This is a genomic window from Ruegeria sp. CL5 (assembly GCF_056536485.1).
The window spans coordinates 45,048-70,887 of record NZ_JBQFPS010000015.1 but is presented as its reverse complement, the minus strand read 5'-3'; the positions used below and the strand labels follow the sequence as shown (position 1 = coordinate 70,887).

At 55.5% G+C, this 25,840-nt stretch carries 18 protein-coding genes and 2 pseudogenes; 4 read left to right on the top strand and 16 right to left on the bottom strand.

Annotated features, from left to right (window positions below):
- The 6 genes and pseudogenes from glyA to ACR0IU_RS20345 form a co-directional block, all read right to left on the bottom strand.
- Positions 1–135, bottom strand: a pseudogene (gene glyA, locus ACR0IU_RS20370) (serine hydroxymethyltransferase); the annotation flags it as partial.
- A 21-nt stretch (positions 136–156) separates the two neighbouring features.
- The gene (locus ACR0IU_RS20365) at positions 157–2,787 is read right to left on the bottom strand and encodes a phosphoenolpyruvate carboxylase (RefSeq protein ID WP_480717529.1); all 2,631 of its coding nucleotides are present in this window, start codon (positions 2,785–2,787) and stop codon (positions 157–159) included.
- Positions 2,787–3,758: a 2-hydroxyacid dehydrogenase gene (locus ACR0IU_RS20360; protein WP_480717531.1), complete on the bottom strand. Its 972-nt coding sequence runs from the start codon at positions 3,756–3,758 to the stop codon at positions 2,787–2,789. Before ACR0IU_RS20360 ends, ACR0IU_RS20365 begins: the two co-directional genes overlap by 1 nt.
- A complete protein-coding gene (gene sucD / locus ACR0IU_RS20355; protein WP_480717528.1) occupies positions 3,758–4,648 on the bottom strand; it encodes a succinate--CoA ligase subunit alpha in 891 nt (296 codons plus the stop codon). Before sucD ends, ACR0IU_RS20360 begins: the two co-directional genes overlap by 1 nt.
- Entirely contained in the window at positions 4,648–5,844 is a 1,197-nt protein-coding gene (locus ACR0IU_RS20350; protein ID WP_480717527.1) for a malate--CoA ligase subunit beta, read from the bottom strand. Before ACR0IU_RS20350 ends, sucD begins: the two co-directional genes overlap by 1 nt.
- 28 nt (positions 5,845–5,872) lie before the next feature.
- Positions 5,873–7,114 carry a pyridoxal-phosphate-dependent aminotransferase family protein gene (locus ACR0IU_RS20345; RefSeq protein ID WP_480717526.1) on the bottom strand — a complete coding sequence of 414 codons (1,242 nt, stop codon included), beginning with the start codon at positions 7,112–7,114 and terminating at the stop codon, positions 5,873–5,875.
- Between the two features lie 218 nt (positions 7,115–7,332).
- On the opposite strand from ACR0IU_RS20345, the gene ACR0IU_RS20340 reads away from it, so the two are divergent.
- The 4 genes from ACR0IU_RS20340 (at position 7,333) to ACR0IU_RS20325 (ending at position 13,956) form a co-directional block, all read left to right on the top strand.
- Positions 7,333–7,962, top strand: a complete 630-nt coding sequence (locus tag ACR0IU_RS20340) for a LuxR C-terminal-related transcriptional regulator (RefSeq protein WP_480717525.1) — start codon at positions 7,333–7,335, stop codon at positions 7,960–7,962.
- A 577-nt stretch (positions 7,963–8,539) separates the two neighbouring features.
- Positions 8,540–12,139, top strand: a complete 3,600-nt coding sequence (locus ACR0IU_RS20335; RefSeq protein ID WP_480717524.1) for an adenylate/guanylate cyclase domain-containing protein — start codon at positions 8,540–8,542, stop codon at positions 12,137–12,139.
- 26 nt (positions 12,140–12,165) lie between these two features.
- On the top strand, positions 12,166–12,423 hold the full coding sequence (locus ACR0IU_RS20330; protein ID WP_010443373.1) for a DUF4242 domain-containing protein: 258 nt from the start codon (positions 12,166–12,168) through the stop codon (positions 12,421–12,423).
- A gap of 117 nt (positions 12,424–12,540) precedes the next feature.
- Positions 12,541–13,956, top strand: coding sequence for an FAD-binding oxidoreductase (locus ACR0IU_RS20325; RefSeq protein ID WP_480717523.1), 1,416 nt, complete (start codon positions 12,541–12,543; stop codon positions 13,954–13,956).
- 313 nt (positions 13,957–14,269) lie between these two features.
- Here ACR0IU_RS20325 and ACR0IU_RS20320 read toward each other — a convergent pair.
- From ACR0IU_RS20320 to ACR0IU_RS20275, 10 genes and pseudogenes are all read right to left on the bottom strand, one after another.
- Positions 14,270–14,462: pseudogene (locus tag ACR0IU_RS20320) on the bottom strand (IS6 family transposase); the annotation flags it as partial.
- 119 nt (positions 14,463–14,581) lie between these two features.
- Entirely contained in the window at positions 14,582–15,634 is a 1,053-nt protein-coding gene (gene pseI, locus ACR0IU_RS20315; RefSeq protein WP_480717522.1) for a pseudaminic acid synthase, read from the bottom strand.
- Positions 15,631–16,788, bottom strand: coding sequence for a UDP-4-amino-4,6-dideoxy-N-acetyl-beta-L-altrosamine transaminase (gene pseC, locus ACR0IU_RS20310; RefSeq protein ID WP_480717521.1), 1,158 nt, complete (start codon positions 16,786–16,788; stop codon positions 15,631–15,633). Before pseC ends, pseI begins: the two co-directional genes overlap by 4 nt.
- Complete coding sequence (gene pseB / locus ACR0IU_RS20305) at positions 16,788–17,786, bottom strand: UDP-N-acetylglucosamine 4,6-dehydratase (inverting) (protein ID WP_480717520.1); 999 nt, start codon at positions 17,784–17,786, stop codon at positions 16,788–16,790. Before pseB ends, pseC begins: the two co-directional genes overlap by 1 nt.
- A gap of 77 nt (positions 17,787–17,863) precedes the next feature.
- Positions 17,864–18,772, bottom strand: coding sequence for a class I SAM-dependent methyltransferase (locus ACR0IU_RS20300; RefSeq protein ID WP_480717519.1), 909 nt, complete (start codon positions 18,770–18,772; stop codon positions 17,864–17,866).
- A complete protein-coding gene (locus ACR0IU_RS20295; RefSeq protein WP_480717518.1) occupies positions 18,769–21,633 on the bottom strand; it encodes a hypothetical protein in 2,865 nt (954 codons plus the stop codon). Before ACR0IU_RS20295 ends, ACR0IU_RS20300 begins: the two co-directional genes overlap by 4 nt.
- 11 nt (positions 21,634–21,644) lie before the next feature.
- Positions 21,645–22,436 (bottom strand): SDR family NAD(P)-dependent oxidoreductase, encoded by a 792-nt coding sequence (locus ACR0IU_RS20290; RefSeq protein ID WP_480717517.1) that lies wholly within the window; start codon positions 22,434–22,436, stop codon positions 21,645–21,647.
- A 32-nt stretch (positions 22,437–22,468) separates the two neighbouring features.
- Entirely contained in the window at positions 22,469–23,356 is an 888-nt protein-coding gene (locus tag ACR0IU_RS20285) for an aldo/keto reductase (protein WP_480717516.1), read from the bottom strand.
- Positions 23,353–24,063, bottom strand: a complete 711-nt coding sequence (locus ACR0IU_RS20280) for a cytidylyltransferase domain-containing protein (RefSeq protein ID WP_480717515.1) — start codon at positions 24,061–24,063, stop codon at positions 23,353–23,355. Before ACR0IU_RS20280 ends, ACR0IU_RS20285 begins: the two co-directional genes overlap by 4 nt.
- On the bottom strand, positions 24,060–25,733 hold the full coding sequence (locus ACR0IU_RS20275; RefSeq protein WP_480717514.1) for a capsular polysaccharide export protein, LipB/KpsS family: 1,674 nt from the start codon (positions 25,731–25,733) through the stop codon (positions 24,060–24,062). Before ACR0IU_RS20275 ends, ACR0IU_RS20280 begins: the two co-directional genes overlap by 4 nt.
- Positions 25,734–25,840: the final 107 nt, after the last annotated feature.

Genomic DNA, 25,840 nt, shown 5'->3' with positions numbered 1-25,840 from the left:
GATGTTTTCCGATGCGATCAGCTCGATTTCATCGCGCTGGCGGCCCAATTCGGATGTGATCGAGCCAAATAGCTCGGGGTCACGATCGGCAAGGGATTGGGTGAAGAAACCTTGGGTGCGTTGCGGGGCGTTCACGTTGAAACCTCCTGAAAAGGGTTAGCCAGTCCAGCCAAGGCCAGCGGAAATGGCGTTCATGGATTGCAGCAAAGGCACAGGTACCGATCCTGCCTGCAGCTCGCTTCGCGCTTGTCGCAGCAGTTCGACTTGCAGTGCGTGAATGCGATCCAGTTCCGCCCGTTTTCGATCGAAGCGCTCGCGCAGGCGGGGAAAACGGTGGCCGATGGTCTGATCGCCGGTCAGAAACTGTACTGCTCTGCAGGCCCTTTCGTATTCCGCTTCGATTGCCTGCGATATGTTCTGGCGGATTTCCTCGTCGCACACCAACTCGCCGTATTTCGCAGCGATGCTCATATCTGCCTGATAAAGCGATTTCTCCATCTCATCGACGGCGAGACGGAACAGACGGGAGTGCTTAAACATGTCCTGCAACACTTCATCACCGCGCTGGCCCCGGAATCTACGGAAGCTAGCCATAGCGGCCCCAAACCCGTACCAACCGGTGATCAGGTGGCGGTTCTGCGACCACGCGAAAACCCACGGAATGGCCCGCAGATCATCCAGTCTGGCCGCGCCGAACCGACGGGCCGGGCGGGACCCGATCTTAAGGCGGGCAAGCTCTTCGACCGGGCTCGCCTGCTGGAAATAATCCAGAAAACCCGGCCTCTGAAGAAGTGAGACATAGGCTGTCTGCGACAGTTCAGACAAGGCATCCAGCGCATCGTCGAACTCGGGCCGGGCAGGGGTTCCGCCTGGGTTGGCTGTATGGCGCAGCGTGCTTGAAAGCAGCAATTCCAGATGCGCCACAGCCGTCCCGCGGTTGGCATACTTGGTTGAAACAACCTCACCCTGTTCGGTCACGCGCAATCGTCCGACAATCGTTCCACTGGGTTGCGCAGCTATAGCGCGTCCGGTAGGTGCGCCGCCCCGGCTGACCGAGCCACCGCGACCATGGAAAAATGTGGCCTTGAAGCCTTGCGAAGCCAGTGCCGACACAATCCGGCGTTGGGCGCGCTCCAACTCCCATGTTGAGCAGAAATAGCCGCCATCCTTGCCGCTGTCCGAATATCCCAGCATCACCTCGATTACGTTACCGCCGGTTTTGAGGCTGCGGCGGGCAAGTGGAACGCCCAGTACATCCAGAAGGATCGCTGGAGCGTTGCGTAGGTCTGCAATCGTCTCAAACAGTGGGACCACTGATATATCCAGAGTTTCGGATCCAAACCCGGCGTAGCGGGCCAGTAGGTAGACGCCGAGAATATCATCGGCAGAACGGGTCATGGACAGGATGAATGGGCCGATTGCCTTGGGATCCGGCCCTGATCGCACGCTGTGGACCAACGCCAGAAGGGCGAGCAATTCCTGTGCCTGATCGCTCAGCGCGTCGCGGCTTTGATAAGGCAGGTTCTGATCCGACAATTCGGTGCGCAAACGGGCAGACCATTCGGCCGTGCCATAGTCCGGAGCCTGGCCGGATTGTGACCAGATTTCGGCCAGAACATCGGTTGTGACGGTCGAATTCTGGCGGATGTCCAATGTTGTGGTTCGGAACCCAAAAACCGTTGCGGCTCGGCGCAAAGGGCGGACATGCCGTCGTGCCAGCATATCGGCGTTGACCGTGCACAATGCGTTATCAAGCGCATCAAGATCACTCACAAATTGTGAGATGTGATCATAGCCGCCATCTGTCAGCCGATGGCGAATGGCATTAAGAGCTTGCCGAAACGGTTCGTTACGATTGCGGCCAGCTTCTGGAAACCGGTTGATTATTTCTTGTATACGCGCCCTATTGAGATCGGGCAGCGGCAATATGAGGGCACTGATACTCAGCCTGCTTGCAGCCTGTTCAAGGGCCTGTCGGTAGAGGTCCAGAACCGTTTCACGCCCGCGTTGCAAAGCCACTGCGGTCATCTCGGTCGTGACATTCGGATTGCCATCCCGATCGCCGCCGATCCAGCTGTGAAAGCGGATATCGGGTGTTTCGTTCAGGGTCTTTCCCAGCATATGCAAGCAGGCCTGATCGAACCGATCCATGACCTGCGGGACGGCGTCAAAGATTGCATCCCGGAAGAATTGCAAACCCCACTCGATTTCATCGCGCAGGCTTGGGCGCGTCAGGCGAAGTTCACCGGTCAGCCACAGTAGATCGATCTCACCTTCCAGTCCTTTCAGCAATTCGGCGCGCTCGGTTGGGGTCCAGCGTTGCGTTTCAAGACTGACAAGGTTGCGATAAATCCGCCGGTGGATTTCCAGTACAGTGACCCGTTTGGCCTCGGTTGGATGCGCGGTCAGGGTGGGGCCAGCACAAAGACCAGCGGTCAGTTTTTCCATTTGGCTGTCTGTCAGGGACAGGTCGGACAACACCTCGGAAAACCCGCCTTCGACCGCTTCGGGGCCGCTATTGGTCTCGGCCAGGCGACGATCTCTGACTTCGGCGTTTTCGTCGATGATGCGCAACAGTTGGAACCAGATCGACAGGGCCTGCAAATACGGAGTCGCCTCGGGCCCGGCGGGAATAGGCTGCAGCGGCGAAGACTCGGCCCATGTCGCTACATGAGGCGCCCGTTTCAGCAAAATGTTCCGCCACAACACCCGCAATTCCGAACGCAACCCTTCGGCATAGTTCGAAGGTTCTGGGGTGGGCTGAATATTCCGCGCCAGTGCTTGCATCAGATCACCTGATCCCGTGGAGTGCGGCCCGCAAAAAAGTCGCTGAGATTGTCGAGTACACGGAACCCCATGGCTTCGCGGGATTCGCGCGTGGCGCTGCCCAGATGGGGCAACATTACCAGATTGTCGCACTGCAGCAGGTCCGGGCTGATCCGAGGTTCGCCGTCAAAGACATCCAGCGCTGCACCGCCAATCGTGTCGAACATCAGCGACTGTACCAGAGCGTGCTCGTCCACAACTTCGCCGCGTGCGGTGTTTATAAGGAATGCGTCAGGCTTCATCAGGTCGAGCCTGCGCCCGTTGATCAGGTGTCGGTTCGACGAACCACCGGGGCAATGCAGCGAGACGAAATCGCATTGTGGCAGCAAGTCATCGACCGTTTCCACCTGTGCTGCGTTGAACTGTTTCAGCACCTCGGCCGACACTGCGCTACGGTTCTGGACCAGAATTTTCATGCCAAATCCGTGATGTGCGCGCCGCGCCATTTCCTGACCGATCCGTCCAAAGCCGATAATGCCAAGCGTCTTGCCGCTGACCTTCGTGCCGACAAGGTGGGTCGGACGCCAACCGGACCAGTTTCCAGCGCGCAATTCGCGCTCGCCTTCGCCAGTGCGACGGGCAACCATCAGCAGCAATGTCATGGCCAGATCAGCCGTACACTCTGACAGGACATCCGGTGTATTGGTCACGGTCATCCCAAGATTGCGCACCGATGGTTCGCAGATATGGCTGTATCCCACACCGTAATTGGCGAGGATTTTGGTCTGTGCCGTTGGTACGTCCAGCGCCTCGGCGCTGAGCGTGTCCGTAACCGTGGGCAAAACCGCGTCATAGCTTTTCAGCGCATCGCGGAATTCGGCCGGGGACATTGGTTTGTCTCCGGTGTTAAGCACAGCGTTGTAGTTCTCGGTCAACTGCGCTTCGACCGCAGCAGGCCAACGACGGGTGACAAGAACCGAAGGCTTGACCATCACGCAGCCTTTCCCATGACACGGGCGATCGTTTCACCGATGACGGCAGGGTTTTCGGCAACGGTCACACCGGCGGCGGACAGAATCTCGACCTTTTCCGATGCACTTTCACCAAAAGCCGAGATAATCGCACCGGCATGGCCCATAGTCCGCCCTTTTGGCGCGGTCAGACCTGCAACATAGGCAATGACGGGTTTGGTGATGTGATCGCGGATGTATTCAGCCGCTTCAGCCTCTTGCGGCCCGCCGATTTCGCCGATCATGGCGATAACCTCGGTGTCTTCATCCCATTCAAAGCGTTCGAGAATGTCACGGAATGAGGAACCGTTGATGGGATCACCGCCGATGCCGACGCTGGTCGAAACTCCGATACCACGCTCCTTCAACTGCGCCGCAGCCTCATAGCCAAGTGTCCCCGAGCGGCCAATGATGCCGACATTGCCCGGCAGGTAGATATGCCCGGGCATGATCCCCAACAGAGCCTTGCCGGGGCTGATCGTTCCGGCACAGTTTGGACCAGTCAGCACCATGCGCTTGTCCTTGGGATAGCGATACATGTAGCGTTTGACGCGGATCATGTCCTGAGCCGGAATGCCGTCGGTGATGCAAACGCAATAGCGGATACCCGCATCGGCGGCCTCCATGATGGAATCCGCAGCAAAAGGCGGCGGGACAAACACAAGGCTGGCATCTGCGTCGGTCGCCTCGACGGCCTGTTTGACGGTGTCGAATACCGGAACGCCCTCGACGGTTTCCCCTCCCTTTCCGGGAACGACACCGCCTACGACATTTGTGCCATATTCCAGCATATCCTTGGTATGAAAGCGCGCCATGCGTCCAGTGATACCTTGCACGATAACGCGCGTGTCGCGGTCGAGGAGAATGCTCATTACACGGCCCTCATCTTGGTGTTTTGGGTCAGATCGTTCTGCCATGCGCCCACGGCCCGTTCGGCGGCTTCCATTAGCGTTGTGGCGCGGATGATCGGCAGGCCGGACTTGGCGAGGATCTTCTGGCCTTCTTCGACATTTGTCCCGGCTAGCCGCACAATAACGGGGATGTCGATTTCCAATTCGCGAAGTGCCTGCACGACACCTTCGGCAACCCAGTCGCAGCGATTGATACCGGCAAAGATATTGACCAAAACCGCCTGGACATTGTTGTCGGACAGAACCAGGCGAAAGGCCTTGGCTACACGCTCCGGCGACGCCCCGCCTCCGATGTCCAGGAAATTTGCAGGCTCGCCACCCGCCAGTTTGATTGTGTCCATCGTGGCCATGGCCAGACCGGCACCATTCACGATACAGCCAATATTGCCTTCGAGACCCACGTATGAAAGCCCCCGATCCGCCGCGCGGCTTTCGCGCGGGTCTTCCTGGCTTTTGTCGCGAAGTTCGGCGATCTGCGGATGACGAAACAGGGCGTTGTCGTCAAAGCTCATCTTGGCGTCCAACGCCAGTACACGGTCATCCCCTGTGATGACCAGCGGGTTGATTTCGACCATGGTCGCGTCAAGTTCGCTGAACGCGGCGTAACAGCCCTGCAACGTCCGGACCATCTGCTGAACCAGACGGGGTTCCAGCCCGAGATTGAAGGCGATCTCGCGTGCCTGAAACTCCTGCAGCCCGACGGCGGGTTCCACGATTGAACGGACAATGCTGTCAGGGCGTTCAGCCGAGATCTCTTCGATCTCCATTCCACCATCCGAAGAGGCGACGATCATCACGCGCTGGCTGGAGCGGTCCAGAACAAAGCCCAGATAGATCTCGCGATCGATCGGCACGGCGGATTCGACATAAACGCGGTAGATGCCTTTTCCTTCCGGCCCTGTCTGGTGGGTCACCAGCTTGCGCCCGAACATCTCGTCGCAGGCTGCGTGGATCTCGTTTTCGCTGTCGCACAGCTTGACACCGCCGGCTTTTCCTCGGCCGCCTGCATGCACCTGGGCTTTGACAATCCACTTGTCCCCACCCAGCTCACGCGCGCGGTAGGCCGCCTGCTCGGGGCTGTAGGCCAGCGCGCCGGATGGTATGGCAACACCGAAATTCGAAAGAACTTCTTTCGCTTGGTACTCATGAATATCCATCTGCATTCCTCCCGTTCATGCAGTGTGATCAGGCCGCAATCGACGTGCCGTATCGGCTTTCGAGCAGCGCCTCGATCTCCTCGAAATCGACGTTGCCACCAAGTTCTCGCATCGCGTCTGCGAACAAACGGATGATCTGACTAATCGCCTGGCGATTGAGTTGATTGAGGATGCCGATCCGGACCTGTACCGGTGCGCTGAGCGTCGGCCAGATGCCGAACCCACGCGCACGGCAATTCTGCACAAGCTCCATCTCGCGCCCCGCCAGTTCCGGTGGCAGATTAAGGACCAGAAGACTGGGCATGTCCGAGGTCACCTCGCATCCCATTGCGGTTACGGCGTCACGCAGCACCTTTTCGTGCGTGCGATACGAGCCCGACCGATTTGCCAATCCTTCAGTCAGCGTCAGACGAAGGGATTCATGGAAGGCGGCCACAGCGTACCCGGAATGGGTCCGGTGATAGGTGCCTTTCTCGACGTCCTCGCCATCAACGATGCCCCAATGGCGTGCCTCGAAAATGGGATTGTGGACATAGCTATAAGCACCCGAAGATTTCAGGCTGTCGATATAAGTGTCCGTAAAGCTGACCGGTGCGTAGGTCAGCGGCAGACAGCACAGGCCCTTTTGCGGGCAAGATGCCCAGCCTGCGATGCCCGGGTAGTCATCAATTTGAAAATCCTCGACACCCAGAGACGAAACAGCGTCGATCAGACCCATAGCGCCATGGCGTTCACAAGAATCGGAGAACCCACGCAGATCATTTATCCGGCCAGAGCCCGTTTCCCAATGGGCCATGAACGCCCATTTTGGTTTGTGCTTGGCCAAAGCAGCCTCGACCATTTCGCCGGTCACCGACTGACCATGCGGCACGTCGATGACAGTGACACTTGCAGCCTGTGGGTCCAGAGGGTTGATTGCATGCTCTTCCGGCGTTGCTGCCTTGATGCGTAGGGTCAGTGTATCGATGCCGGAAAAGGTTCCGTTGTTGAATGCAACAACCTTGTCGCCAGGCATGACGGCCGAAAACATGGTATCCAGCGCGCTCCAACCGGTGCCCGCGACCGCGAAGGTATAGATGTTCGAGGTGCCCCAGATCTCGCGTAGCATGAATTTGCATTCGACCATGCCGCGCAAAACATCACCCTGCATATGGTCAGCTACCCCTGCGCTTGCGAATGCCTGCAGAACGCGGGCGTCGGTATTGCCCGGTCCCGGGCCGGCAGCCAAGGTCTGTGGGATTTCGAGCGTGGGATAAATCTGGGAATTCATTCGATCCTCCTTGATCGTCGGGGTGTTCAGCCACACCCAAATACCGTGTTGTGGATCAGGAAACCCTTGCTTGCATCGGCACGCAACGTAACTTACTACTGCTTTAGGACTTCTAATAGAGTGGGAAAAAACTTACCTGTTTTGGCAAGAATACTAGAGTATACTAATTTAGAACCTATACGAATGGGTAGTAAATTTGAATTTTGGATGTAAAATCAATGTCAGAGCTTCCACAACAACCGATTGACGTTATGTTGGCCGACAACAATCCGCTGGTGTTGTCGGCCATGTCGGAGATTTTTGAACGTGATCCGCGATTCTCTTTAGTTGCCACATCAGCCACTGCCGAAGGGTTTCTGGGCGCGGTCATGAGGGTACCAGTCAAGGTTTGCGTAATTGCATGGAATTTGCCGGTTCTCGGTGCGGCCAAATTGATCGAAGTTCTGCGGGAACAGGAAAACGTACCCCGATTTGTCATCTATGGCGATGAGGTCGGAGATGTTCCGCGCCTCGCCATGCAGGCAGGCGCGGCAGGGTTCGCATCCCGGTCGGGTGAGGTTGAAGTATTGCTGGAAACTTGCGCGGACGTGGCGGCTGGTAAAATGGTGTTTCCATTCATCGATGTACGGAAGATGCAGCAGGACCCAATTCACAGCCTTTCCCGCAAAGAGCGCGTCATCCTTGAAGCGCTGGCCAAGGGCCTATCCAACCGCGAACTTTCGAAAGACCTGCAAATCTCGACAAATACCGTCAAATTTCACCTGAGCAACATCTATGAAAAGCTCTCGGTTAAAAACAGGACGCAAGCGATTGCTTTCTACTATGCTTCTGGCGCAGCCTCAGGTTAGTTGAATTGCGCCAATAGCCGAGCGTTTACGTTCCTACGTGCAATATCTGCGTGCAACCGAAACTATGAAAAATTGCGCGGGGTCCATCCACTTACTCCGATTTTTCTATCCCGGGACTTTTGTTGACGAGCTTTTCCCAATCTCGTGGACATCACCTTACCGATATCGATGCCAATCGACATAAGCTCGTCAATTGTCTTCTTCGGCATGTTATTTCTCCAGTTCGTAGAAATAGGCGAAGCCTAACCTGCTGGGTGAAGCCGCCGGTACACCCCCCCATTACCTACCGTACATTAGGTGTGCGTCGCCGAGGTGTAGCTTCGTCGAATCGGACATTGAACTGCTATCGGGATGGAGCATTAAACAGACGACTGGACTGCAGGCAAGGTCGCCTTCAACGAAAAAACATCAAACGCGTACGGCCAATCAACCAATCGCGTGAATCTAGAACGCGATGGCAAAGCCGAAATTGTGGAGTGACCCGAAATATATGAAAGCAGATGCCATTCATTGAATAGTCAGCCCAGTTTGAAAGCGTGTTCTTGATTAGTGTCGCGTATCTCAGCATGATCCAAAGATGTCGGCTGGAATAGACAAGTGGTTAAACGATCTCGATCTGAGTCAGTACGCGGATGTATTTGCGGAAAACGATATTGATGCGCGCGTTCTGCCATTACTATCTGGCGACGACTTAAAAGAGCTCGGAGTAAGCCTTGGTCACCGCAAAATCATCCTTGCTGCAATTCACGAGCTAGACGGCCAAAGACCCGCAACCTCACCGTTACCAGCAGCTGGTGTTCAAGCGCCTGAAGACGAACAAGCGCTGACCTTAGACGGTTCACAAAGTGATGATCTGCGCAAACAGAAGTATGTTAAACCGCCTACTGCAGAAAGGCGTCACGTAACAGTTTTGTTTGCCGATCTTGTCGGCTCGACTGAACTCACCAATCGCTTTGATCCCGAAGACATGCGGGACTTGCTACAGAACTATCAAGATGCCGTTGCAGGAGCCGTAAGCCGATACGGTGGCTACGTTGCAAAGTACTTGGGTGATGGTCTTCTCGTGTTTTTCGGATGGCCGCGGGCTTATGAAGATCACGCAATTCGGGCGGTAAAAGCCGGCCTTGAGTCTGTTCGCCGTGTCAAAAAACTCAAGACGCCTGACGGAGAGTCTTTGTCCGTCAGACTGGGAGTTGCGAGCGGTGATGTTGTGGTCGGCGATACCATTGGTGAAAACACATATGAGGAAGGGGCCATGACTGGTCCGGTCGTCAACCTTGCGGCACGGCTTCAAGAACATGCAGAGCCAAACTCAGTCATTTTGTCAGTTGAGGAAACCGAGACAACTTTGCATCGGATATTTGAGTTTATATCTCTTGGGCAGGCAGAGCTAAAAGGATTTGCTGAACCACGTAGTCTGCAGAAAGTGGTGTCGGAACGCAGTGCGGAAAGCCGGTTCCGCGCCTCACATCGAGACGATGTCGACAGCGTCATGGTTGGCCGGGACTACGAAAAGGGTATCCTACTGCAATCATGGCAACGTTCTCAGAACGGTCATGGAGACGTTGTTCTACTCTCCGGTGAAGCCGGAATTGGAAAGTCACGGCTTACAGAGGAATTCCTTGCAGTAATCACTGAAAACGACCAAGCCGATGTCATAAGGCTGAATTGTTCCCCCTATCTCAGCAGCAGCCCATTTCATCCGGTAGCCCAACGAATATCCCAGGATGCGGGTGTTGAACCGGACTTTGATGACAATCTGATCCTTGATCATGTCAGAAAGATGCTTGAAGGACGGCCAGGGTTGGATTGGGAACAAGTTCTGCCTGTCTTTGCAGCATTAGTCGCACCTCGTAGTGCGCTCGCCCAAAAGGTGCTCGAGATGTCGCCTCAGGAGCAGCGCGACACGACAATCCAAACATTGATCCACACAGTGCAGGTGCGGTCGAGCGTACGCCCGGTTATTCTTTGCGTAGAAGATGCTCATTGGATTGACCCATCCACACAGGCCTTGTTGGAGCGGTTTAAGTCGATATGCACCGATCTTCGTCTGATGATCTTGATAACCCACAGACCCGGGTGGGAATTCGCCCGTGTTGATGGGGACACACACGTACAGTCTCTGGTTTTGCGCCGATTTGATTCTGCGCATGTCTCAAACCTTGTCGAAAACATTACAGGCAAGAGACCGGACAAAGCTTTGATCACCACAATAATTGAAAAAACAGATGGTGTTCCACTATTCGTGGAAGAAGTGACCCGAGCCATTGTCGAATCCGGCGAGCAGGGGCAAGGCCACATACCGTCGTCATTGAAAGGCGCGTTGATGGCGCGGCTCGATGCAGTATCGCCAGAGGCAAAACAGGTCGCCCTTACTGGATCGGTTATTGGCCGGGAGTTTGAACCGAGCATATTATGTGCCGCGAAGGGCCTTGAAGAATCCGATATCAACAAATGCCTCGAAGAACTATCTCGAACAGGCTTGATCTTTGAAAGCGGGCACAATCGCGGGCACTTCGTTTTCCGCCATGCCCTTATTCGCGATACCGCTTATCAATCCATGTTGAGTTCAACCCGGAGACAACAGCACGCAGACGTGGCGCGTGCTTTGATGCGGATAAGGTCATCTGAGATCGAGCGTCGCCCTGAACTAGTCGCGCGCCACCTTTCAGAGGCTGAGGACTGGAGTGCCGCGTTTGAAAAATGGCAGATTGCGACAGAAATGGCATTGGTGCGATCTGCCAGCCAAGAAGCGATGACGAACGCCAAGGAAACTTTAAGAGCCGCAGAAAAACTTGGTTCAGACTCCAATACAGAATTGATCAAAGGCAAAATCCTGGTTGGCCGCAGCCATGACAGCTTGGGCCAATTGCCTGAAGGTATAGCTGTTCTGAAGGACGCATCCAACGCGGCCCGGGCGGTGCACAACGTGGAGCTGGCCGCAGACGCGGCCAACCACTTCGCTGACTCATGCATGATGTCCAGCGAAAGGCACAGCGAGGCGATCGAACTCTGCGATAATGCACTGAAAGATTTGCCCGATGATGATGATGTCCGTCGGTGCAGATTGATGAGTCAACTTGCGCGCGCCCATATATTCGTAGGTCAGTTTTCCGAAGGTGCGCGTTTCGGGCAGCAATCTATGGAACTAGCGGCAAAACTGGGAGATTATAAATCCCAGTTTTCGGTCATGATGATGCATTTTGGGGCCCCATTCATAGCGAGGAAGGGAAGAGACGCTCATCAATGGCGCGAAAATCTGGAGGCTATGCATGGTGTGGCCGAGAAACTTGGCAGTATCGATCAAGGGCGAGACCGAACTCTCAGCCTGTTTGTAGGTGCCGAGATGGCCGACCGCGAGTTGATGGACCATTCTCTGGGTTTGCTCACCGAGATCTCGGAAAAAGACAATCATCTGCAACTCTATTGGGTTCAGAAGCACGCACGCGCCATGGTTGCAATTATGGACGGCGATTTTGCGCAAGCAGAAAGACACGCCACCGAGGCAGTGAAGATCGGTCGCAAGACCCATGGGGAACATGTTGAGGGCGTCTTCGGGGTTCAGATGTTCACCATCCGCCGCGAGCAAAACCGACTGCACGAGGTCGCGCCTGTGATCAAGAAATTGATGACGGACAGTCCCGAAGACATCTCGTGGAGACCAGGATTTGGCCTTATCGCGGCCGAGCTCGGATACATGGAACCTGCTGAACGTATACTGAACGAAATGGCCGACAATGGCTTTGATCTTCCACTCGACGCTATGTATTCAACGACCTTATCTTATCTGGCTGACATATGCGTCGCCATTGAAAATCAGGGACATGCCAAGACGCTCTATGATTTACTGGCTCCCTACGAAGAACTGACTATCACTGCAGGGGCAACGACGGTGTGCGCAGGTGCGGCAGCGCGACGTCTCGGCGGTCTGGGCACGGTGTTAAAAGACTGGGATGCCGTAGACACAATGTTCCAGAAGGCTATTGAAATTGACACGCGCATGAAATGCCCACCTTGGATTGCGCACAGCAAAGCGGCTTATGCATCCGCATTGAGGCGACGGGGACGCCCCAAGGATGTGGAACAGGCGTTTCAACTGGAAGGGGAAGCGTTGGCAATTTCGCAGAAATTGGGTATGGTTTCCCTAAGGTCAAAGCTCGAAGGAGTAGCGAGTTAAGGTACTTAAACTGTTTGGGGGACTTAATGCCTAGATACATAATTGAAAGAAATTTTGCCGAGCAGCTAAACGTCAGTGAAGATGACAAAATTCACATCAAAGAAATCAATGACGAAGTCGGCGTCGAATGGATTTTTTCGTTCCTCAGCGCAGATAAGCGCAAAACATACTGCTTGTACGAAGCCCCTGATGAGGAGAGCCTCAGAAAGGCGGCTGAGCGACTGAATATTCCTGCTGATGTCATAACACCTGTGGATCGGATTGATCCGGCAATATTTGCCTGATCAGCAGCCATTTTTACCCACCTCAATGAAACGACTTCGCGAGACAACGCGACGGAAATAGCAATTAGCTGAGGCAGCCTTGCAAGAAGCCCAACCAGACTATTGGGAGTCTTACGCATGTTTGACCTGAAATCACTCGACGGAAGTACAACTATTGTAAATCAAGACGCTTTGGACGCTCTTGGTGCATCACTTCGCGGCGGGGTCTACCAGAAAGGCACCTCGGAATACGAAGACGCAAGAACAACGTGGAACAGCATGTTCGAACGTTACCCTGGGTTCGTGATCCGCGCTCTGGGAGCAAGCGATGTGCAGAAGGCCGTGAATTTCGTACGAGACACTGGCCTCGTAATGTCGGTTCGGTCAGGTGGGCATCAGATTGCAGGGCACGCTGTCGCAGATGAAACAGTCATGCTCGACCTGTCCCAAATGCGGTCGGTTCACGTAGATCCTGTCAACAAGACTGCTCGGGTTGAACCGGGTGCACTGCTAGGAGATGTGGATCGTGAAACCCAGGCACATGGACTTACCTTTCCTGTTGGCATCAACTCGACCACGGGCATTGCGGGCCTTACCCTTGGCGGCGGTTTTGGATGGACCACCCGGAAATTTGGCATGACGATCGACAACCTGCTCTCAGCGGAAGTCGTGACTGCGGACGGAGCCATTGTAACCGCATCCCCTACAAGCCACCCGGAACTTTTCTGGGCTATCCGCGGTGGGGGTGGAAACTTTGGTGTCGTAACTTCATTTGAGTTCCAACTGCATGAGCTAGGACCCGATGTCCTGTCTGGCCTCATTGTTCATCCGATAGAAAATGCGCCAGAGCTCCTCGCTGAATTTGCTACGATTGCTGACAATTCCCCGGATGAGCTGACCGTCTGGAGCGTGATGCGAAAAGCGCCTCCTCTACCGTTCCTGCCAGTTGAGTGGCATGGGCGAGAGGTGTTGATCTTTGCAGCCTGCTATAGCGGGTCGATGGAGGAAGGTGAAAAAGCTATGGCGGCATTGCGCGCGCTAGGTGAACCAATCGCCGATGTGATATCTCCCCACAAGTTCGTAGACTGGCAGGCCGCCTTTGATCCTTTGTTGACGCCAGGCGCCAGGAACTACTGGAAGAGCCATGATTTCGATGCACTTTCTTCGGATGCAATCTCAGGACTCTTGGAAGCGATTTCCAGCCTTCCTGACCCGGCGTGTGAAGTTTTTATTGCCCATGTGGGCGGAGCAATGGCGCGCGTCGAGGCCGGTTCTACCGCTTATCCCCAGAGATCTGCTCACTTCATCATGAATGTTCACACGCGTTGGGAGGATCCCAGCAAGGATTCCGAGTGCATTGCTTGGGCGCGTGATCTTTACGACCAGATGCGACCACACGCGACCGGTAGTGCGTATGTCAACTTTATGCCTGAAGACGAAGCGGATCACATGGCAGGAGCATATGGTGACAACGGTGAGAAGCTTTCTAAGATCAAGGGCACATATGATCCCACCAACTTGTTCAGGGTAAACCACAATATCTTGCCTGCGTAATCGAATCCAGAACTGCATAAATTGATCCAGATTGATGTTGATTGTTTTGCCTTGGCGTCACGCCGCATTTCTCGTTGGCTAGTTTTCAGGCCAAGTCGAGCAACCAAGCGACGATCCCGCTGGTGATCATGCACCCAACGGGTTGAGGTTCCATAGATACCGCCCTGAAATTCAATATACGTATGTGTCCGCCTTGGGTTCGTTGCGGCCATTCTCCGCAGGTTGCTTGAACGTCGGCTTGGTCTTACGCGCGCTCTGCGCTACCGGAAAAACCTACTTCGGCCACTTCCCCATCGGGCGTTCAAAAACCTATTCGGCTTCGCGCGGTTTCAGCAACGAGCCCGGCATATTTGCCACCCTTCGGTTCAGCGTCGCATGATCCAGGTCGACGCTCCTTTCGGCCATGATTTCTTCCTGATTACGATACGAGACACCGTATCGAACCTCAAAAACACCGCGAATAGGATAACATCCTTCGGATACTCCGCGCCTTTGAAGGAGATAATGAACCGGCTTTCGATTGTTGAATACGGTTGGCCAGCCGCCGCCTAACCTGCCCAACTCCAATGGTCAAATGTTCGCAACAAACCCGTGCGAAATAAGTTGGCGATCTCCCTGATACCATTTAGATCATGTCCCAGCTGATCGGCTCCCCCTTGGCAATAGCGCGGCGCGCCGTGCGCCCAAGAACCATGTGCATGTTTTTCGGCTCCAAGCCATGCCCCGGTCGTACGATCCGGACCGAAGTAGCATCTAGAACCTCGCCAGTCGCGATGTCGCGTGCCGCGAAAAGCGAGCGACGGAACTGAATGTTCGCCCGCTCCTGTCCGACAAGATCAAAAGACACCTTGCCCAAGGCATCCCATGCCTGACGGGAGGCGAGGCACAGGTCCGAGAACTCTTCCGGCTCCAGCGAAAACGCCGCATCCGGTCCACCATCCTCGCGGGCAAGGGTGAAATGCTTTTCGATCACGCAAGCCCCCAAGGCGACAGCCGCCACCGCTACCGCATGCCCATGGGTGTGATCGGACAGGCCAACTAGCGGGCCGAAGGTCTTCCCGAGAGCTGGAATCGTGTGCAGGTTAGAATCTTCACTTGGCGCGGGATAGCTAGAAACACAATGCAACAGCACTATGTCGTCGCAACCGTTCTGACACGCAGTGCGGACCGCGTCATCAATTTCGCTCAGATTGGCCAGTCCAGTGGACATGATCATCGGACGCCCCTCACGCGCCACGCGGGCGATCAGCGGCAAGTCGGTCAATTCAAAGGATGCTATCTTGTAGGCAGGAGCATCGAGCGACGAGAGTAGATCTACAGCCGTGTCGTCGAAAGGTGTCGAGATCAGCGTCTTGCCGCGCAGCTTTGCACGCTCGAAGATGGGAACGTGCCAGTCATAAGGCGTTTGCGCCTCCGAATAGAGATCATAGAGTGTGCGTCCATCCCAAAGTCCCCCCTTGATGCGAAATTCGGGGCGATCGCTGTTGATCGTCATTGTGTCGGGCGTGTAGGTCTGAATTTTAATGGCATCACAGCCTGTTTCGGCGGCGGCATCCACCAGACTCAGCATGCGGTCGAGAGAACCGTTGTGGTTAGCTGATATCTCGCAGATCACATAAGGGGGGTGTGCCGGACCGATCAGGCGGCCATCAATTTCGATTTCGCTCTTCTGTGTCATGCATGCGCTTCCAGGGTCTTATCCAAAGCCGTTACAACCGTCTTTTGATCCGCATCGCCGAGACCCGCATAAAGCGGAATACTGATGGCGCGCGAGTAATAATCTTCAGCCACGGGTAAATCTCCGGGTGCAAAGCCGAGATCGCGATAATAGGGCTGCAAATGCACGGGTATATAATGTACGTTGACGCCGATACCGACGGCCCGCAGTGCTTCGAATACTGCGCGCCGCTTCGTCGCATTCGGTAGCCGAATCACATAGAGATGCCAGGCGGACAGGCAGCCCGGTGTTCGCTCGGGGCGTTCGATGGCGAAATCAGCTAGAAGCGCATCATATTCATCTGCCAGATACCGCCTGCGCGCGACGAACTCGGCGAGCCGGGTCATTTGCGACGCCCCCAAAGCCGCCTGCATATCCGTCATCCGGTAATTCAGCCCAAGTGCCTGTTGCTGATAATACCAGGGGCCATCACTGGCACCCCGCATTCGAGCCGGATCGCGTGTCACCCCATGGCTGCGTAGCTCACCCATGCGACTTGCAAGTTCGGCATTCTGCGTCGTGGCCATCCCACCTTCCGCAGAGGTCACGATCTTGACCGGATGGAACGAAAACGCGGTAATGTCGCTGTACCGGCACTCACCCACGGGGTGGCCGAGATAATCGGCACCAATGGCATGGCTGGCATCCTCAATGAGCGCGATGCCATGGGCCCTCGCCAGTTCGCTGATACGGGCCATATCGGGTGACTGACCGCACATGTGAACAGGAATAATCACTTTCGGCAGCCGTCCTGTTGCACCGGCCTGCGCGAGCTTCTCTTCCAAAACCTCGGCACTCATGTTGAATGTACCTTTATCAATGTCGACAAAATCTACATCGGCACCGCACAGGCGCGGGGCATTGGCAGTGGCCACGAAGGTAATCGGCGAGGTCCAGACCAGATCACCAGGCCCGACATCCAATGCTAGGCAAGCCACATGCAGGGCGGAAGTGGCCGAATTCATCGCCACGGCATGGGTTGCGCCCGTGGCTTCGCAAACGGCTTGCTCAAATCGCCCCACGGCAGGACCCTGTGTCAGAAAATCGGATTCGAGAACCGCCCTGACGGCAGCGATGTCATCTTCAGAAATATCCTGACGCCCGTAGGGTATCATTAGATGCCCCCGATCCGGTCCTTGTTGACCTCAAGCCATTCGCGTAGGTCATGGTGTTCCATCCACTCCTGATTGAGATCGCTGGAGTAAACGAAATTTTCGGGAACCTTTTGCCCGTCCTTGACCCGCTCGGGGCTAAGCCACCAGTCATTGATCGCGGGCAGAATTTTGAAATGCTCCGGGTAAGCATACGTGAATGGTGCGTCCTCAATCCCGATCATCTGCTCATGAAGCTTCTCACCCGGGCGAATCCCGACCACATCTTGCTGAGCATCAGGTGCGATCACATGCGCGATATCCGTGACCTTCATGGATGGAATGCGCTTCACATAAATTTCTCCGCCAAGCATGTCGTCAAATGCATGCCAAGTCAGTTCCACTCCCTGTTCCAGCGTGATCATGAAGCGGGTCATCCGGGGGTCGGTGATCGGCAGGACACCTGTGTCGCGAATCGACATGAAGAACGGAATGACCGAGCCGCGTGATCCCATAACATTGCCATAGCGCACCACCGAAAACTGGGTGCCATGTTCACCGGAATAAGCATTGCCCGCGATGAACAGCTTGTCCGAGGCCAGCTTTGTGGCACCATAGAGGTTGATCGGGCTGGAGGCCTTGTCAGTGGACAGCGCCACAACGCGTTTGACTCCTTTGTCGATGCAGGCATCGATGAGGTGCATGGCACCATTGATGTTGGTTTTGATGCACTCGAAGGGATTGTATTCCGCAGTGGGAACGATCTTGGTTGCCGCGGCGTGCACAACATAATCAACCCCGTCCAATGCACGATACAGGCGATCTCGGTCGCGCACGTCGCCTATGAAGAAGCGAACCCGCGGATCGTTTTTAAACAGCTTTGCCATTTCCCACTGCTTCATCTCGTCACGAGACAGGATTATTATTTTCTTCGGGTTATAACGCTTCAGCGTCATTGGTACGAAAGTATGTCCGAACGAACCGGTGCCGCCGGTTACGAGAATGGTGCTATTTTCGAGCATTGTGTCATCTTTTGTTTCAGCAGGCTCTCGTTACTACCTTTTGTAGGAAAGTGATACTCAAATTTCTGGTCGCGCAATCACTCGGGTGGTAGCGGTGCTGTGCCCAGGAACACCCCGTCTTCCTCGGACAGGCAGGCGATGCCTCCCAGTACCGGGTAGGCAAAGGAACCATCCTCGCATTGATACCCGTCAGACGTTTCGAAAAGGGGAATGCCGCTGCCCGGTGCACGCATCTGGACTGGGCCTTCGGGCAGGGGCGATTCGCGACGCATTACAAGATAGGAGGTGCGGTTGTCGGGGTTCGGGCTGATCTCGAAGTCTCCGGTCGCAACTCGTACGAAGCCCTCTTGTGCCTCGGCCATCTCCCAGATGTTGCGCGCATAGCCGTGTTGCTCCATTCGGGCCCGCATCGCGGGATGTGCATCGCGGTAATTGGGTTCGAACAGTACCACAAGTTTGCGGGCCACTGAAAACAGATTGCCGATGATTTGCGCGGCATTCGCATCCGTGTTGGGTTCCAGCGAATGGCTTGTGAAGACCGCATCGAAACTGCCGGGCGCAAATGGGATATCCATCATGTTGCCCTTGATCCGTTGATAGGAGGCAATGGCAGGAACACGGGCCATGACGGCGGGTGCATAGGTCAGACGGGCCCAAGAGCCTTCCATCAGTGCCAGATGCTCCAGGGGGGCGGAAAAGTCCAGCCAACGGGTGCCTTCACCTGCACCACAATCCAGCAAGGTCCGGCATCCGTATGCTGCGAGTAGCGGTTCGAGAATGGCATGGCCTTCCCGGCGGCTCAGACCCGCGGTTTCGGTCTTAGCATACTTGGTGTAGCTGCCGCTTTGAAGCGCATAGGCGATCTCGATTGCCACTGTCCGGGATGCGTTTTCCTCCCGTGTGAGGCCATGAATGATATTTTCGCCCCGCGCCATCATGGCGCGCGCCTTGGCAAAAAGGCGAGCGCGGTCTCCATTTGCAATCATGGGATTTCCTTGTGTTGTCTGAAATGCGTGAAATCGAGCGGACCGCGTGTGTTCAATCCCATCCAATAATCCGCCGCAGCCCCGATATCGAGACCCGCACCGCCGGAGTTCTTTACATGATTGAGCAGTAGCTTACCGGCAAGTCCGCCTGCAACGAAAAAGACAGCTCCCTGGCGCGCGTGCTGATAGATCTGTTCGAACAAGTCATCCATCATGTCGGGCATGCGCGCGCGCGAAATCGCATCATCGGGAACCGCGTGACGCACCTTGGAATGTGGTGGTAGGCGGATCGCTTGGGTGAACACCGGGGAATCGAAAGCATCGTTGATCTGCGACTTGTCGAAACAGGAAATCAGAACCGCCGGACGTCCGCTTGAGAGAAATCGCTCTAACCCTGATCTGGTGAAAAGCTCCTGATGGCAGCGGTCATCCAGAAGGACCTTTTGGCCCCAGTTGAGGCTTCCGTCTGCAGCCATGCGGGCTAGTTCTTCTGAAAGGATGAAATGCGCTCGGGCGGTCGCACTCCAGCTTTCGATCGGTCCGCGCATCGCACCAATCTGCCGGGGCAGGTCACGCAAAAGGCGCCAGATCGACGGAATGCCGAGAAAATCCGCTCCCGAAATTGCCCCCTGGACACCTGCTTGCAGCATGCGTCGTTTTTCGGGCTCCAACCGACTGGACCACCAGATGTTCTCACGCTTGGCCCGGTCATGTTCCTGCGTGTCCTCTGATATGTAGTCAGGATCAAACGCATAGGCCTCGCCATCACCGAGCCGAACCATTGAAAATGGCTCAGGGGTGGCAAGGCGTTCAACAAGCGCGTGCGCTAGCTCCGCCTGTTCACGAGCGGAGACCCGGGTGTCTGGGAAAGCCGCCGCTGCCGACTCAACAATGGTTTCATATCTGTCAGCAATCCTCTCCAGCCCTGAGGAGAATTCTGACAGCGCCGCTTTCCCTCGGGTCCAGGCAGGTCCATCCGTTGTCGTCGGATTGCTCTGCAGAAAGTGTTCTAGAAATTCCGCGCGCAAGGGGGCCGAGGCCTGATCCGTTGTCGACTGTATGCGCTGCAACAATGCCTTGCGTTTTTTCGACGTATACCCTGTTGTACCAATCAGGGCCGCGCGGATGAACGCTGCCAGAAGGATGGGCGGTATGCCTTCCGCAATAGCTTCAGATATGAGCCAGATTTTTGAGTCGATCGTCAGAAGGGAGGCCTGATCCGAGCGTAACAGCGAACGGAGTGCCCGATAATAATCACGCGGCGCAGCCCACCGCTGTTTGACGCTCACCTTTATGACGGCCGAAAAATCGGCGGGCGTAGACAGCCCAGCAAGATGCAGCGAAACCGGGGTCGCCATTATCCAAAGGCTAGTCCGAATCATGCGCCTAAATGTAGTTCCGGGGCGCTTCGAGCTAAGCGCAGGCCGCTTGAGAAAGGTCATCGGGACTGTCAGACTGTCCTCCAACAAGCGACGTTCCATTGCGGTCATTGTGTGAAAAAAATGGTCCGTCGGAATCTCCTGTTGGGACATGGTTTCCAGCGTCTTTCGGAAATTCGAACCATCCGGCTCCAGAACCGGTATTCCATAGGTTTTCGCAATATCCTCCGCATATTCGACGGAAGGTAAATTCCACACCGCAATCCGGCAACCATCCAGCAACACATCAAACAGGGCACTGGAGCAGATGCTGGCAACATAGCGCACTTTTCGGGCGGCGACGTGAATATCCACATCTCCTGAAATCACCTCGACGTTGGAACAGGCCTCAGTCAACTCTTCATACTGTTCGGGTTTCTCGCGCGGGTGCAGCTTGATCTGGAACGTCCAGTCAGGGGTCTGCTTTGCCAAAATGCTCAGGGCCCTGCGATAGTTGTCGCCCATCGCCCAAGAACTGGCGACCAGCAGCGTTTTTGCGGGCCGCTGTTCAAAAGCAACCCCCTCTTCCATCCGAGGGGTCTGTGTATCCAGCCCAACCATGCGCTGTTTGAGAGGGGAGGGCCACCAGTCGGAAAAGACCCAGGCTTGCCCCCACTGCCAGTGCTCATCGGGTAGGTAAGGCACTGCACGGTGCTCGGCGCGCAGGCCCGGATACCCGTATCCCATGTGGTAGCGCGAATGGATGCCGTGCTGATAGTCGACGGTCCAGATACTACGTTTCTGCGCTGCCTCGATTTGAGGAGCCCGAAAATAATGCGTCATCATGATGGACGCATTGGGGCGCAGGTGGTCAAGCAGGGCGCCATGTTGGATCGCCGCTCGCTTGTGGCTCAAGACTAGCGCACCAATCCGCTTCGCGTCAGGGGCGGAGACCCCAAGTTTGCTTGAAAACTGAGCACCAACAGCTGCCCAGAAATCCTCGTCTTCTACGGACATAACATGGGGCTTTATCTTGCGCGCCTCACCCCCCCAGAGGCGGAAATCCCTGAAGGTGACGGGCAGCAATCCCTCATAGTGTTCCAGGGTTTCGGGTGCGTCGTGAACCAGGAGTACCCGTTTGCCTTGCGCAAGGCAGTGACGGACGATGCCGTCGGTGTAAAGACACCCGGCCCCGCGCGTCCGATTGGCTGCTGCCGGTCCACCTGCACCAGTCTGAATGATGACATCGACAGGATCGGGAACGGGAGCGGGCGGGTACGGTTCAGTGACAGGCGTGCTGGGTGCCTCCTGAGTGTTGTATAGGCCTATTTGCGCGGCAAAATCGTAATAGTAGCGCACCCGGTTGGCAGTCCAGACTGCAACCCCCCCGTCGCGGCGGTAGATCAGATCGTACTGCGCCTCGATATCAGTGAGGGTCCGGTAAAAGTCCCAGAAAGTGGTTCCAAAAGAACTGGGCGACAACGGTTGATATGCGTTGTGCATGTGAGATGTCATCATATGGCCGTCCAGCCCCCGTCAACCGGAATGATGGCACCGGTCACAAAGCTTGCATCCGGGCGTAATAGGAAACGCACGGGCGGGTAAACTTCTTCGGCCCGCCCTAAACGCCTTAGGGGAACGCGCTTGGCAAGGCCATCTGTGAACTCCGGCAGGCTATCCTGAACCTTCTGAGTGGGGAACGGGCCGGGTGTCACGCAATTTACGCGGCAGTCCTGTTCCGCAAGCGTGATCGCGAGATACCGCGTCAGTTGGATCATGCCGGCCTTGGTGGCTCCATAATGAATGGGATTGATCGCAACCATTTCGGGATAAAGCGCAGGGTCTGGGCTGACACTGCCATACATGGAGGCAATGTTCACTACGGAGCTTGGGTGATTGAATTGGGCAAAAAGCTGCGTCAGATGCGCAACCGCTCCCAGGTTGACGCGTGCAGCCGAAGCAAAACGCTCGGATAGATCCTGCACGGTATCCTCGCTGGAGCCAGCAAAGGCATTATTGACCAGACCATCAAGCCGATATCCCTGTTTCTTTGCAACGCGCGCGCTCGCGAGCACAACCGCTTCCATTGTTGCTTGGTCGCTGACATCACCTGGGGCGATCAAGGCATCAAATCCGCTTTGCGCTAACTGGGTCTTCAAATGCTGCAACATTTCAGGGCGGCGGCCGTTAAGGACGGGCATTGCCCCGTCGCGCGCAAGACCATAACAGATGGCCGTTCCCAAATGACCGGCGGCTCCGGTTACCAATACGGCAGAACGTTTCAAATCACTTTTTTGAGTTTCCATATTTCGTCCAAAGACCTGCGCAATTCATGATATTATTGCCACTGAGAGGGATCAAGCAGCGCCGCCGGTACCATAGGCCGCTCTTTGCGGAGTGTTTCGATAGCAACATCCGGCAAAGGTTCCTCCGCCAGTATGCGGGACAGCGAAACCGCCTGTCGAGGTGTATCGGCCCCAACAACGAGAGCATCGATCCAGTCCAGCGATTTGACAAAGCGAAGACACAGCGCGGCTGGATCGCCACCCGTCCACTGATCGGACTGATGCGCTAGATAGCGGACAAGACCGGGCGCATCATAATCCGCTCTGAGCGTGGGCCATTTCAGCTGAGTGTTCCCCGTTAAAAGCCCCTGCAGGAATATGCTGCGAACCTCGATTCGTGCAGAAGCCGTGTGAAGGGCGTCACGCATTTGGGGCGTTTCATAACGCCAGTCGAGAAGATTGTAGGCTAGCTGAATCACATCTATATCTGGCTCTTTCAGTGCCTGAAGGGCTTCTTGCGGAGATTGCACAGACACGCCTATGTTTCCACAAAGGCCAGATTCTCGAGCCGCACGCAATCCATCCCAGAGCGCGCCGCCATCAGCAAACTTCTGCTCCCAACGGTGCAACAGGATTTGCGCCGGAGTTCGTTGCAGGGCCTGCCGCGATTTCTTCAAGGCGGATTGCAGCGCATCAGCACAAGTGATCTGCGGAGACAGCTTCGTATGTACTGCAAATTTGCTTTCCCGATGTTTTTTGAAGTAGAAGCCGATCCTGTCTTCGGCCAACCCGTAGGCTGCAGCCGTATCAAGGCTTTCAAATCCTGCCGTCTCTGCCGCACCCAAAAGCGCGAGAGCCTGCGTTTCGTTCGGCAAAGACCGGGCAAGGGCCTTGCCATAAGCCAATCCGATATTGGCGGTACCCAAAACCAGCGCCTTCATAGTGTTTGCGGGCGTATTGCAAATGCCCCCTTGTCATTACCAGCAACGCACCATTCCCTGATGATCCGGGCCACAGCCTCGTCACCCGCCCCGTGTCGTTTCATCAGACGCCACACCGATTGATACTGTTCCAGAGTGTCCACGGTCAGGCTGAGTTTCGTATCGCGTAACGCCGCGGGCGGAGATAGAACCTTAGCCTCTGCAAATTGCGCCATCCCGGTGGTAACGTGTTCTTGTCCTGCTAAGGGTAAGGTTTCCAAGCTGGTTTTCAAAGCCTGTACATCCACTAGCTCAGCAGCCGCTCCGTAGACCGTCTGCGCCAGATCGTGGACCAGATATGGGCAATGTGGGTGTGATTTTTTCTCCGCGATGAGCAGATCCAGCAACGCGGGTTCAGTAAACGGGTTGTCCCCGGTCACCCTCAGGAAGGCATCTGCCCGCATGAACTCGGCAGCCCCCAGCATCCTTTGACGCACATCTTCCAAAGAACCCCGGAAAATCCTTGCGCCGGCGTCTCGTCCAATCGCGGAAACAATGTCATCACTAGATAAATCTGATGTCGCCACACAGATTTCAGGCGCCGAGCGCGTCAGTCTGCAGCGTGCTATCACCCGTGCCAACAGGGGCATTCCGTGCATGTCGAGAGCCGCCTTGCCTGGCAATCTGGAAGACCCCAGGCGCGATTGAATAAGAACCACAATCTTCATGCAAACCTATTTTTGAACCTTTCGGTCTTTACAAAAAGTGTGACCAGAGACTCCAGATTACTTTGTGGTGTCAGGTCCTCGTAAAGCGGGGCGTGGCTGGGGTTGATGAAACAGCGTACACCGATCTGCTCGATGCGAGAAAGATGAGCGCGAATGGCCTGTTCAGTCGGGCTCCATCCCTCTTCGATTTGCTGCAAGGCTTTCGCCAGCGACGGGGCATCTTCTGCTTTCAATGTCACGCCTGAGGCTTCATACCATGCGCGCGCCAGCGTGACCACAGGGATGCCGCGCAGGGCAGCCTCCCAACCAATGGTACCGGTGATGGTCACCACTGCGCGGGCATGGGTGACCAGAGTCGCTGAACTCAGCTCCAGAGGAACAAGCGTAACCCTAGGCAGGGCAGCCAGCCGATCATAATAGCCATTGTCGCGCCCCAACTCTCCTTCTGTTTGCCACAAGAACTGACTGGGATGTTCCTTGACCAAAAGTGACCATCCCTCCGGCAGCGCCTCCGAGATCATCCGAACGGCCAACTCCTGATCCGCAAACCAGCCGCCTTCAGGCATTGTCGTGCGCTCAGGTTGGTAGTGCAGGGCGAAAACTACAAATGGCGTGGAAGTGGCCGTTTCGACATCGAACTCTCGGGTCAGCGCCTCATATTTGCGTTGCCATGCCCGTTTCTGAATCAGCGCCCAATCACGATAGGTATAATATTCCCGCCAACTGATCGCAGGGGCGGCAAATCCTTCTGGCTTATGGATGAAAGCACGGCGCATGCCCTCGTCATGCTTTGGCTGAAACTTACGCGCAAAAACATCGCGGTGGGTTGTGACCTGCTCCGCCAAAGGTGGCGGTTGACGCCGAAACAAACCCTGGCGAGGGGGCTTCTGCATCACCGTGCGTGTTTCCGTGAGTAAGGGCGGGACCTCGAAAGAGACGGTGCCAGGTTGAATTTCGCCCGCATCAAGAATTTTGTCCGCTGCAACGTACAAACGCTTTTGCAACTCAGTCTTCTGGTCCTGCTGACGCACATACCAGAGTGTCTGATCGGCATCGCGATCCAACAGCTCGGCAAGCGCTTGAGCACCATCGGGTGACAATTGCTGTTCGGTCGAGTTATCCAGTGCCTGCATACCAAGCGGGGACGCATTTGCACCATCGAGAATAATTTGTAGCCCGCGAAACCCCGTCAGATGGTGCATCCTGACTTCCCCTCCCAGCATGCGAACCGCAACATAAAAACACATGTCGAGCAATGCATGAGGTGTCGAGGCGATGACAAACCGCTTGATCTGCAAGGCCGAAACGACACGCAGACAGTAGTCCAAGCGCTCATTGATGATTGCAATCTGATGTTCACTGCTCAGTGCCCTGCCCAGAACATGGCGCGAAAGGGTCTGTGTCAGTTGCATCCAGTCCAGTGCGGAAGGGGCGTGATGAGCTATTGCGGGCAGCTCAGAGCGATCGATCGGATCGCCTGAGGCTCGGTTTGCTTCGGTAAAATCATGGCAATGCACGTCAGGAAACAGTTTTTTGACCGCGTCTTCGAGTTCAGGTTGGGTAATCCAGTAAACCGGCTTCCAACCGAGTTCCGCTTCAAGGCGCATTGCAAGCTCAGGCAGCTCTGGCAAGCGGCCTACAGAATACAACGTGTTCAAAGTTTCAGCCATGGACAGTTCCCAATTTACACTCTGTGCGTTCAGCGCAAAAAGTGCTGTCTGCACGTATCTCAATTGAAGGTCTGAGAAAACAGGGAAATTGCTCCGACACCTAGCCT

What these genes read in the sequence shown, in the direction of transcription:
- ACR0IU_RS20365 (WP_480717529.1), bottom strand. Translation starts at nt 2,787, where the DNA reads ATGCAAGCACTGGCGCGGAATATTCAGCCCACCCCAGAACCTTCGAAC.
- ACR0IU_RS20360 (WP_480717531.1), bottom strand. Translation starts at nt 3,758, where the DNA reads ATGGTCAAGCCTTCGGTTCTTGTCACCCGTCGTTGGCCTGCTGCGGTC.
- sucD (WP_480717528.1), bottom strand. Translation starts at nt 4,648, where the DNA reads ATGAGCATTCTCCTCGACCGCGACACGCGCGTTATCGTGCAAGGTATC.
- ACR0IU_RS20350 (WP_480717527.1), bottom strand. Translation starts at nt 5,844, where the DNA reads ATGGATATTCATGAGTACCAAGCGAAAGAAGTTCTTTCGAATTTCGGT.
- ACR0IU_RS20345 (WP_480717526.1), bottom strand. Translation starts at nt 7,114, where the DNA reads ATGAATTCCCAGATTTATCCCACGCTCGAAATCCCACAGACCTTGGCT.
- ACR0IU_RS20340 (WP_480717525.1), top strand. Translation starts at nt 7,333, where the DNA reads ATGTCAGAGCTTCCACAACAACCGATTGACGTTATGTTGGCCGACAAC.
- ACR0IU_RS20335 (WP_480717524.1), top strand. Translation starts at nt 8,540, where the DNA reads ATGTCGGCTGGAATAGACAAGTGGTTAAACGATCTCGATCTGAGTCAG.
- ACR0IU_RS20330 (WP_010443373.1), top strand. Translation starts at nt 12,166, where the DNA reads ATGCCTAGATACATAATTGAAAGAAATTTTGCCGAGCAGCTAAACGTC.
- ACR0IU_RS20325 (WP_480717523.1), top strand. Translation starts at nt 12,541, where the DNA reads ATGTTTGACCTGAAATCACTCGACGGAAGTACAACTATTGTAAATCAA.
- pseI (WP_480717522.1), bottom strand. Translation starts at nt 15,634, where the DNA reads ATGACACAGAAGAGCGAAATCGAAATTGATGGCCGCCTGATCGGTCCG.
- pseC (WP_480717521.1), bottom strand. Translation starts at nt 16,788, where the DNA reads ATGATACCCTACGGGCGTCAGGATATTTCTGAAGATGACATCGCTGCC.
- pseB (WP_480717520.1), bottom strand. Translation starts at nt 17,786, where the DNA reads ATGCTCGAAAATAGCACCATTCTCGTAACCGGCGGCACCGGTTCGTTC.
- ACR0IU_RS20300 (WP_480717519.1), bottom strand. Translation starts at nt 18,772, where the DNA reads ATGATTGCAAATGGAGACCGCGCTCGCCTTTTTGCCAAGGCGCGCGCC.
- ACR0IU_RS20295 (WP_480717518.1), bottom strand. Translation starts at nt 21,633, where the DNA reads ATGCACAACGCATATCAACCGTTGTCGCCCAGTTCTTTTGGAACCACT.
- ACR0IU_RS20290 (WP_480717517.1), bottom strand. Translation starts at nt 22,436, where the DNA reads ATGGAAACTCAAAAAAGTGATTTGAAACGTTCTGCCGTATTGGTAACC.
- ACR0IU_RS20285 (WP_480717516.1), bottom strand. Translation starts at nt 23,356, where the DNA reads ATGAAGGCGCTGGTTTTGGGTACCGCCAATATCGGATTGGCTTATGGC.
- ACR0IU_RS20280 (WP_480717515.1), bottom strand. Translation starts at nt 24,063, where the DNA reads ATGAAGATTGTGGTTCTTATTCAATCGCGCCTGGGGTCTTCCAGATTG.
- ACR0IU_RS20275 (WP_480717514.1), bottom strand. Translation starts at nt 25,733, where the DNA reads ATGGCTGAAACTTTGAACACGTTGTATTCTGTAGGCCGCTTGCCAGAG.